This is a genomic window from Achromobacter sp. (assembly GCF_057314935.1).
In genome coordinates this window covers 1-6,322 of sequence record NZ_DBHKZA010000077.1, presented here as the reverse complement: position 1 = coordinate 6,322, position 6,322 = coordinate 1, and the positions used below count along the sequence as shown (strand labels likewise).

At 66.8% G+C, this 6,322-nt stretch carries 5 protein-coding genes and 1 pseudogene; 4 read left to right on the top strand and 2 right to left on the bottom strand.

What is annotated here, in order from left to right; all coding sequences use genetic code 11:
- Positions 1–234: pseudogene (locus ACO6D5_RS23695) on the top strand (ABC transporter permease); the annotation flags it as partial.
- A gap of 23 nt (positions 235–257) precedes the next feature.
- Positions 258–1,241, top strand: coding sequence for an ABC transporter substrate-binding protein (locus ACO6D5_RS23690; protein ID WP_485826730.1), 984 nt, complete (start codon positions 258–260; stop codon positions 1,239–1,241).
- A 45-nt stretch (positions 1,242–1,286) separates the two neighbouring features.
- Here the strand turns inward: ACO6D5_RS23690 and ACO6D5_RS23685 are convergent, their stop codons facing one another.
- A complete protein-coding gene (locus ACO6D5_RS23685) occupies positions 1,287–1,964 on the bottom strand; it encodes an ATP-binding cassette domain-containing protein (RefSeq protein ID WP_315847345.1) in 678 nt (225 codons plus the stop codon).
- Between ACO6D5_RS23685 and ACO6D5_RS23680 the strand changes: the two genes are divergently transcribed.
- On the top strand, positions 1,963–2,628 hold the full coding sequence (locus ACO6D5_RS23680; protein WP_315847344.1) for a GDSL-type esterase/lipase family protein: 666 nt from the start codon (positions 1,963–1,965) through the stop codon (positions 2,626–2,628). The two genes, ACO6D5_RS23685 and ACO6D5_RS23680, sit on opposite strands and share 2 nt — an antisense overlap.
- 26 nt (positions 2,629–2,654) lie before the next feature.
- Here the strand turns inward: ACO6D5_RS23680 and ACO6D5_RS23675 are convergent, their stop codons facing one another.
- Positions 2,655–4,619, bottom strand: coding sequence for a SurA N-terminal domain-containing protein (locus ACO6D5_RS23675; protein ID WP_315847343.1), 1,965 nt, complete (start codon positions 4,617–4,619; stop codon positions 2,655–2,657).
- 354 nt (positions 4,620–4,973) lie between these two features.
- Here ACO6D5_RS23675 and ACO6D5_RS23670 point away from each other — a divergent pair, with 354 nt between their 5' ends.
- Complete coding sequence (locus ACO6D5_RS23670) at positions 4,974–6,266, top strand: M20/M25/M40 family metallo-hydrolase (RefSeq protein WP_485826729.1); 1,293 nt, start codon at positions 4,974–4,976, stop codon at positions 6,264–6,266.
- The last annotated feature ends 56 nt before the right edge of the window (positions 6,267–6,322 follow it).

Below are 6,322 nucleotides of genomic sequence, written 5' to 3'. Positions count from 1 at the left end.
TCGATCATCTCGGCCGCCATCCTGATGTGGCTGACGACGATCTCCGAGCTGTCGGCCTCGATCGTCGCCTACAGCGGCGGCCTGGAAACCATGCCGATCGCCATCTTCCGCCAAGTCGACGGCGGCCGTCTGGGCATGGCGTCCGCCTACGGCGCCGCGCTGGTCACGGTGATCGTGCTGCCCATCATCGTGTCGGTCAAGGCATTCCGCATCAAGCTGTTCTCCGGCAAATAACCCCCTCGATCCAAAGGCTACCCATGCAACTCAAGCACCTGATACTCACCAGTGTCCTGACCGCCGCCCTGGCGACGGGCGCCGCGCACGCCCAGAACGTCGTGCTGTATTCGTCCAACAACACGGAAACCATCGAGACCGCCCTGGAAGCCGTGAAGAGGACGAGCCCCAAGCTGAACGTGCAGCCCGTCACGGGCGGCACCGGCACGATGATGAAGCGCATCGAGGCCGAATCGCAGAACCCGCGCGGCGACCTGTTCTGGAGCGGCGGCTTCGGCACGCTCGGCGCCTACCGCCAGCACCTGCAGGCCTATCGCCCCGCCGACCTGGACAAGATCCCCGCCGAATTCCGCGGCCCGGACGACCTGTGGGTGGGGACGAACGTGCACGTCATGGTGATGATGGTCAACGAGCGCCAGTTGAAGGGCCTGCCCGCGCCGGCCACGTGGTCGGACTTGATGCAGCCGCAGTGGAAGAACAAGTTCGCCATTACCGATCCGTCCAAGAGCGGCACGGCCTACATGCTGGTGTACGGCCTGTACAAGCAGTTCGGCCAGGCCGGCCTGGACAAGATCGCCGCCAATGCGGTCGTGACGGCCTCGTCGGGCACCACCTACAAGGGCGTGGCGGCAGGCGAATACGCCGTGGGCATGACGCTGGAATACGCGGCGCAGGAATACGTAGCCGGCGGCCAGAAAGAGATCAAGCTCGTCTACCCGAGCGAAGGCAGCTACCTGGCGCCGGAAGGCATGTTCATCATCAAGGGCGCCAAGAACCTGGACGCGGCCAAGGCGCTGTACGACGGCCTGCTGAGCAAGGCGTCGCAGGAAGCGCAACTGGTGAAGAACTTCCGCCGCCCGACGCGCACGGACGTGGCGGTGGCCACCCTGACCACCCTGCCCGACCTGTCGACCGTCAAAATCTTCCCGGTCAGCCAGGAAGCCGCCGCCACCGAGTATGAAGCCGTGGTCGCGGCCTGGAACCAGGCCGTCGCCAAAGCGAAGTGAACGGTCCGGCGAGCGCCGTGATCAGTTAGGGCCGTCCGGGGCGCTTCAGGCGCCCTGGACCATCCGGCCAGCCGCCAGCACCAGCTGGCGTCCGCAACGGGCGGCCAGTTGCGGGTCGTGCGTCACCAGCACCAGCGTGGTGCCGTGCTCGCGGTGCAGGTCGAACATCAGGTCGATGACGGTCACGCCCGTCGCGGCATCCAGGCTGCCCGTGGGCTCGTCCGCAAACAGCAGGTCGGGCTGCACCACGAAGGCGCGCGCCAGCGACACGCGCTGCTGCTCGCCGCCGGACAGCGTCCGTGGGTAATGGTGCAGCCGGGCGCCCAGCCCCACGCGTTCCAGCATGGCCTGCGCCGCCTCGCGCGCGGACTGCCCGGCCAGCTCCAGCGGCAGCATGACGTTTTCCAGCGCGGTCAGGTTCGGCAGCAGCTGGAACGACTGGAACACGAACCCCACATGATTGGCCCGCAGCCGGGCGCGGCCGTCCTCGTCCAGCGCGAACAGGTCCTGGCCGGCCAGGTGTACGCTGCCCATGCTGGGAACATCCAGCCCGGCCAGCAGTCCCAATAAGGTGGACTTGCCCGATCCGGAGCTTCCGGTGATGGCCACGGCGCTGCCGGCCGCCACCGTAAAATCAATACCTTCCAGGATAGACAGCGTCCCGCCGGCATCGGCCACCCGCTTGCCCAGCCCTTTCACTACGATCGAATTCTTGCTATCCATGCGCCTATTTTCCCGTCTGCGTCTTACTTCCGCCCTGGCGACAACCGCCCTGGCAGCCGCCGTCATGGCGTCCCCCGCCCACGCTCAGACCGCCGCGGCGGCCCAGGGTTCCGCGTCGCGTACCGTACTGGTGGTGGGCGACAGCCTGTCCGCCGAATACGGTCTGAAGCGCGGCACCGGTTGGGTGCCCCTGCTGTCGGCCCGCGTTTCGGAACAATACCCGAAGTACCAGGTAGTCAATGCCAGCATCAGCGGCGACACCACCAGCGGCGGCGTCGCGCGCCTGCCGGCGCTGCTGCGCCAGCACGCGCCGGCGGTAGTCGTGCTGGAACTGGGGTCGAACGACGCGCTGCGCGGCCTGTCGCTGGCCATGACCGAGCAGAACCTGCGCGCCATGGCCCAGGCGTCGCGCAACGCGGATGCCCAGGTGCTGATCGTGGGCATGCAGATCCCGCCCAATTATGGCCGCGACTACACGCAGCGCTTCGCCCAGTTGTTTCCTACGGTCGCCAAAGACGAAAACGCCCGGCTCGTGCCCTTCCTGATGGAAGGTATCGCAACGAACCGGGCGATGTTCCAGGCTGACGGCATCCATCCGAACGAGGATGCCCAGCCTCAATTGCTGGACAACGTGTGGCCGACGCTGCGGCCACTGTTGAACTAGGGGCCGCGGGGCCCCTGGCGGGCTGATCAGCCCGCCGCCTGCGGCTGGTCGCCGCGGATGACTTCGGCGGCGCTGGGCAGCACCTGCACCTTGTACTGTTCACGCAGCATCTTCAGCAGCGCTTCGATCTCGGCTTGGCCCAGGCCACCCGACAACTGTTGCGCCAGGCGGTCCTTGGCGGACGCGTCAACCGTGCCGGCCTCGACCTTTTCCAGGCGAACGAGCGTGTAGTCCACGCCCGATTGCACGCCGGCGTAGCCGGGCAGTTGGGTCGCCGGCAAGCGCATCGCGGCGTCCACCACCGGCTGCGGCACATCCTTCGGATCCTGGCGCGACACCGTCACCGCGGGCGAGAAGCCCTCCGGCGCGGCCGACGGGTTGGCCTTGTCGGCGGCCAGGGCCGCTTCGCCTGCCTTCTTGGCGGCTTCGGCCGAACGCTCGTCCAGCAGCTTGGCGCGAATGGAATCGCTGACCTTGTCCAGCGTCGGCACATGCGCCGGCTCAACGGCGGCGACACGCACGGCCAGCATCGTGGCGGGCGACAGTTCGATCACGCCGGAATTCTGCTTTTCACGCAGGACGTCGGGCGAGAACAGCACCTGGCGCACGCGCGGGTTGTCCAGCAATTCGGCGTCGGGGCTGTCGATGGCGGAGCCCGGGCCGGCCTTGTCGGCGGGCAGCAGGCCTTCGCGGGTCACGCCCGAAGCGGTGCGCAGCTTCAGGCCGACGGCGTCGGCGGCCGGTTGGAGGCTGTCGCGCTGGTCATAGACCTGCTTGTTCAGCTGGCTGGCCATTTCCGAGAAATGCACGGCGGCAAGCTGCTTGCGGACTTCGCCCGTGATCTGGTCCTTGACCTCGGCCAGCGGCTTGACGGCAGCGGGCTGGATCTCGGTGACCTTGACGATATGCAGGCCGGACGGGCTCTCCACCACGCCGGACACCTGGTCCTTGGCCTGGCCGAAAATCGCCTTTTCCAGCGGGCCGGTCAACATGCCCGGCGCCAGCCAGCCCAGATCGCCACCGTTGGCGGCCGAACCGGCATCCTGCGAATTCTTGCGGGCCAGCTCGGCGAACTGCGCCGGATCGGCAGCCGCCTGGCGAGCCAGGTCTTCGGCCTTGACGCGCGCGGCCTTGCGGGCATCTTCCGAGGCGCCCGGGGCCAGCTCGATCATGATGTGGCTGGCGCGGCGGCGTTCGGGCTGGCCGAAGCGGTTCTTGTTCTGCTCGTAGTACGAAGCCAGGTCTTCGTCCTTGACCTGGATGCCTTGCGTGGCGGCAGCCTCGTCCAGCACCAGGTATTGCACCTGGACCTGTTCCGGGATTTGCAGCTGCTGCTTGTTGGCGTCGTACCAGGCCTGGATATCGGCCGGCGTGACGGTGACCTGCGAGCGGTAGTCGGCGGCGGCGAAACGGCGCAGCTGCACCGTGCGCTGCTGGGTCAACGCCGTTTCCAGCGAGGCCACCACTTCAGCGGGCGCGCGCGAGGACTGACCGACGGGCTCCAGCACGCGGGCAACCGCGAGGTCGCGGCGCAGGCCGGCTTCGAAGGAGGTCGGCGACATGCCCTGGGCAGCCAGCACCTGGCGATAGCGCTCGGGCGAGAAGCGGCCATTGTCCTGCACTTCCGGAATGGCGGCGATGGTGTTGCGCAGCGTTTCGTCGGAAACCGTGAAACGGTTGTCGACGGCAACGTTGGCCAGCAGACGCTGATTGATCAGCTGGTTCAGCAGGCTTTCACGCATGGCCGGCGTATCGATCACGGCCGGGTCGAACTGCGCGCCCAGACGTTGACGGAACTGCTCGAGCTGGTTGCGGTGCGCCTGATCAAACTCGGCACGCGAAATAGGCTGGCCGGCGACTGTCGCCAACTCAGGCTCTTTGCGCATGAAGCTGTCATAGCCTTGAATCCCGACGAGGAAGAAGGACGGCACAATCAGAAGCAGCAGGATGAACTGCATCCAGCGCCGATGGCTGCGAATAAATTCGAACATGGAATCCCTGTTGCCGCACTCCAGGGGTATCCACCCAGAGCCGCACGAAAACGCATAAAAAAAGGCGAACTCGATTCGCCCTATTCCCATACCGGTCATTACCGGATCAGCGGGCGGATTTTAGCATCACCCGCCCATATGGGAGCTTCAGATTCTCTTCGAGTTCCCTGCAAGCCGTCCGACCCGTCCCCGATACATGGAAGCCGGATGCCGTCAACCCGGGAAATCACCATTCTCGGGCCTCCTGCGCGCTCGTATCGTGACCTGCAGGGGTAGGCCCGCCACCCGGCCGCGCGCCCCCGACGCCAGCTTCCCGCCGGCGCCCCTTTCCCAGCCACATAAAGGGTTCCCTAGATGCCGATTACCTCTCCCCGCCTGCATGTCCTGCGCGCTTGTCTCGCCCTGGCGTTCCTGGGCGGCGCGCACGCGGCGCTGGCCGCGCCCGTGGCCGCCGTCCACGAAGCCGCGCAAGGCCAGCAGCAGGCCATGCTTGACACCATGCGAGACCTGGTCAACATCGAATCCGGCAGCAAGGACGTCGAAGGCGTCGAACGCATCGCCGAGTTGATCCGCGACCGCCTGAAGGCACTGGGCGGCACGGTCGAGATCCTGCCGGCCACCGACGTCTTCCGGCTGGACGACACCCCGGAGAAAGTCGGCCCGATGGTCCACGCTGAATTCAAAGGCACGGGCGCCAAGAAGATCATGCTGATCGCCCACATGGACACGGTCTACCGCAACGGCATGCTGAAAGACCAGCCGTTCCGCGTGGACGGCGACAAGGCGTACGGCCTGGGCATCGCCGATGACAAGCACGGGGTTGCGACCATCATCCACACCCTGACCCTGCTGCAAAAGCTGGGTTTCCGCGATTTCGGCACCATCACCGTGCTGATCAACGGCGACGAAGAGATCAGTTCGCCGGGCGCCCGCAGCACGATCACCCGCCTGGGCGCCGACCAGGACGCCATCTTCTCGTTCGAAGGCGGCGGCGCCGAGGCGCGCCTGACGCTGGCCACCAGCGGCATCGGCGCGGCCTACCTGACCGTGCAAGGCAAGACCTCGCACGCCGGGGCGCGCCCCGAAGGCGGCGTCAATGCCCTTTATGAATTGGCGCATCAGCTGCTGCAGCTGGACAAGCTGTCCAAGCCCGAGGAAGGCCTGAAACTGAACTGGACGGTGGCCCAGGCGGGCACCAACCGCAACGTCATCCCCGGCCAGGCAACCGCCCAGGCCGACGCCCGCGCACTGCGCGTGTCCGACTTCGACGCCCTGGCGCGCACGCTGGAGGAGCGCGTCCAGAAGAAACTGCTGCCTGAATCCAAGGTCACGGTGAAGTTCGAAGTGCGCCGGCCGCCGCTGGAGGCCACCCCGGCGTCCCGCGCCCTGGCCCAGCATGGCGTGCAGATCTACAAGGAACTGGATTTGCCGATGAAAGTCGTCGACCGCGCCAGCGGCGGCGGCACCGACGCCGCCTTCGCCGCCCTCAAGGCCCGCGGCCCGGTCATCGAAGGGATGGGGCTGAGCGGCTTCGGCGCCCACTCCAACGACGCCGAATACATCCAGATCAACAGCATCGTGCCGCGCCTGTATCTGGCGACCCGCATGATCATGGACGTGTCGCAGGACAAGGCGCCGGTGAGGTAGGGCCCCCACGCCGCACTCGCTTCGCTCGCTTGCTGCCCCCCGAGGGGGCTGCCCCG

Excerpts from the sequence above, each read along its gene's own strand:
- ACO6D5_RS23690 (WP_485826730.1), top strand. The coding sequence starts at position 258 with ATGCAACTCAAGCACCTGATACTCACCAGTGTCCTGACCGCCGCCCTG.
- ACO6D5_RS23670 (WP_485826729.1), top strand. The coding sequence starts at position 4,974 with ATGCCGATTACCTCTCCCCGCCTGCATGTCCTGCGCGCTTGTCTCGCC.
- ACO6D5_RS23680 (WP_315847344.1), top strand. The coding sequence starts at position 1,963 with ATGCGCCTATTTTCCCGTCTGCGTCTTACTTCCGCCCTGGCGACAACC.
- ACO6D5_RS23675 (WP_315847343.1), bottom strand. The coding sequence starts at position 4,619 with ATGTTCGAATTTATTCGCAGCCATCGGCGCTGGATGCAGTTCATCCTG.
- ACO6D5_RS23685 (WP_315847345.1), bottom strand. The coding sequence starts at position 1,964 with ATGGATAGCAAGAATTCGATCGTAGTGAAAGGGCTGGGCAAGCGGGTG.